This window comes from Mesorhizobium sp., assembly GCF_041661565.1.
Classification (GTDB): Bacteria; Pseudomonadota; Alphaproteobacteria; order Rhizobiales; family Rhizobiaceae; genus Mesorhizobium.
The window spans coordinates 1-2,645 of record NZ_JBAZUD010000235.1 but is presented as its reverse complement, the minus strand read 5'-3'; the positions used below and the strand labels follow the sequence as shown (position 1 = coordinate 2,645).

General features: G+C 65.3%; 2 protein-coding genes. One reads left to right on the top strand and one right to left on the bottom strand.

The annotated features are described in order from the left end of the window. Positions 1–1,024, bottom strand: a 1,024-nt coding sequence (locus WC739_RS24680; protein WP_372955610.1) for a lyase family protein, incomplete at its 3' end; no start/stop codon positions are given. A gap of 118 nt (positions 1,025–1,142) precedes the next feature. Here WC739_RS24680 and purB point away from each other — a divergent pair. Continuing rightward, positions 1,143–2,510 carry an adenylosuccinate lyase gene (purB, locus tag WC739_RS24675; protein ID WP_372955608.1) on the top strand — a complete coding sequence of 456 codons (1,368 nt, stop codon included), beginning with the start codon at positions 1,143–1,145 and terminating at the stop codon, positions 2,508–2,510. The last annotated feature ends 135 nt before the right edge of the window (positions 2,511–2,645 follow it).

Here is a 2,645-nt window from a genome sequence, read left to right as displayed (position 1 = left end):
TGGTCGTGTGGTTGCCCATCACTTGCGCGCAAACCATCGCCATCGCTTCCGGAATCACCGGGTTGACCTTGCCGGGCATGATCGAACTGCCCGGCTGCAGGGCCGGCAACTCGATTTCGCCCAGCCCCGCCAGCGGCCCGGAATTCATCCAGCGCAGATCGTTGCTGATCTTCATCAGCGCCACCGCCAGCACATTGAGCTGACCGGAAAATTCCACCGCTGCATCTTGCGCGGCGATTCCTTCGAACAGATTCGCGGCTTGGGAAAACTTGACGCCGGTCTTGCCGTGCAGCTGCGCAATCGCGCGCTTGGCGAAGCGCGGATCGGCATTGATGCCGGTGCCGATGGCGGTGCCGCCAAGCGGCAGCCGCTGCAACCGGCGACTGCTGTCGTCCAGGCGCTCGATGGCCGACGCGATCTGCGCCGACCAGCCGGACAATTCCTGGCCGACGGTCAGCGGCATCGCGTCCATCAAATGCGTGCGGCCGGTCTTGACCACCTTCGCCAGGGCCTTGGCGCGCCGGTCGATGGTCGCTTTCAGATGCTTGAGCGCGGGGCGCAACTGCTCCTGCCAGAGCAGCGCGGCCGAAACCTGGATGGCTGTTGGAATGACATCGTTCGAACTCTGCCCGAGATTGACGTGATCGTTCGGGTGCACCGGCTTTTGCAGCTGGCGCGACGCGAGCGTGGCCACGACTTCGTTGACATTCATGTTGCTCGACGTGCCCGAGCCGGTCTGGAACAGGTCGATCGGAAACTCGGCATCGAAATCACCGCTCGTTACGGCCTCGGCCGCCGCGGTAATCGCCAGCGCCATGTCCTTGGGCAGCAATCCCAGGCCGGCATTGGCTTGCGCCGCCGCCGCCTTGATCAAACCCAGCGCGCGGATGAAGGCGCGTGGCATGCGCAAGCTCGAGATCGGAAAATTCTCGACGGCGCGCTGGGTCTGGGCGCCATACAATGCCCTGGCCGGCACGCGCAATTCGCCGAAGCTGTCGTGTTCCATACGGGTCTTGCCGGCCATCGCAATCTCCAGGGTTCGCACGCAATCATAGCCCCGGCTTGAGCGCGGCGGGCTCCAGCAGGGGCGGCCCGCCCCCGGCGACGGTGTAGAATTCGCATCTTCCCCGGAGCACGTCCCGATGTCCGAACACACCCTGCTCGCCCTGTCCCCGCTCGACGGCCGCTATGCCGGCAAGGTCGCGGCCCTGCGCCCGATCTTTTCCGAATTCGGCCTGATCAAGGCCCGGATCAAGGTGGAGGTCGAGTGGCTGCTGGCCCTGGCCGACGAGCCTGGCATCGCCGAGCTGGCGCCCTTGCCGGCCGCAGCGGCAGGCAGGTTGCGCGCGCTGGCCGATGGCTTCGACGTTGCCGATGCGGCCCGGGTCAAGGATATCGAACGCGGCACCAACCACGACGTCAAGGCCGTGGAATATTTCATCAAGGAAAAACTCAAGGACGACGCCGAGTTGGCGCCGGCGCTGGAGTTCGTCCATTTCGCCTGCACCTCGGAAGACATCAACAACCTCAGCTACTCGCTGATGCTCAGCCAGGCGCGCGAAACCGTGCTGCTGCCGGCGCTGGACAGCCTGGCGGCGACCCTGCGCGCATTGGCGCACCAGCACGCCGCGCTGCCGATGCTGTCGCGCACCCACGGGCAGACGGCGTCGCCGACCACGGTCGGCAAGGAATTCGCCAATGTGCTCGCACGGCTCGCCCGCCAGCGCCGGCAGCTCGCGCAGGTGGAAATGCTCGGCAAGATCAACGGCGCGGTCGGCAACTACAACGCCCACGTCGTCGCCTACCCGGACGTCGACTGGCCGGCGTTTGCACGCCGCTTCGTCGAGTCGCTCGGCCTGAGCTTCAATGCCCACACCACGCAGATCGAACCGCATGACGGCATCGCCGAGCTCTGCGATGTGCAACGCCGCATCAACACCATCGGCATCGACTTGTGCCGGGATGTGTGGGGCTACATTTCGCTGGGCTACTTCAAGCAGTCGGTGAAAGCCGGCGAAGTCGGCTCCTCGACCATGCCGCACAAGGTCAATCCGATCGATTTCGAAAACGCCGAAGGCAATTTCGGCATCGGCAACAGCCTGTTGTCGCATTTTTCAGAAAAGCTGCCGATCAGCCGCTGGCAACGCGACCTGACCGATTCGACCGTGCTGCGCGCGCTGGGCACCGCATTCGGACATTCGCTGATCGCTTTCGATTCGCTCGCCCGCGGGCTGGGCAAGTTGAGCGTGAATCCGGAGCGCCTGGCGGCCGACCTCGACGCGGCCTGGGAAGTCCTGGCCGAGCCCGTGCAGACGGTCATGCGCCGCCATGGCCTGGCCAATCCCTACGAGCAGCTCAAGGCGCTCACCCGCGGCCAGGGCATCGACGAAGCCGCCATGCGTGAATTCGTCGCCAGCCTGGATTTGCCGGCGGCGGCCAAGGCGCGTCTGATCGCGCTCACGCCCGGCAGCTACGTGGGTGTCGCCGAAAAACTGGCCAACGACATCTGAGGCCATGGCCGTGATCGAAGTCCATGCCAGCAAACAGCATTTCCTCGGCATGCCGGTCGACGAGTTCCTGCGCGACTACTGGCAGAAGCGGGCACTGCTGATCCGCCAGGCGCTGCCGCGCTACCAGGCGCCGCT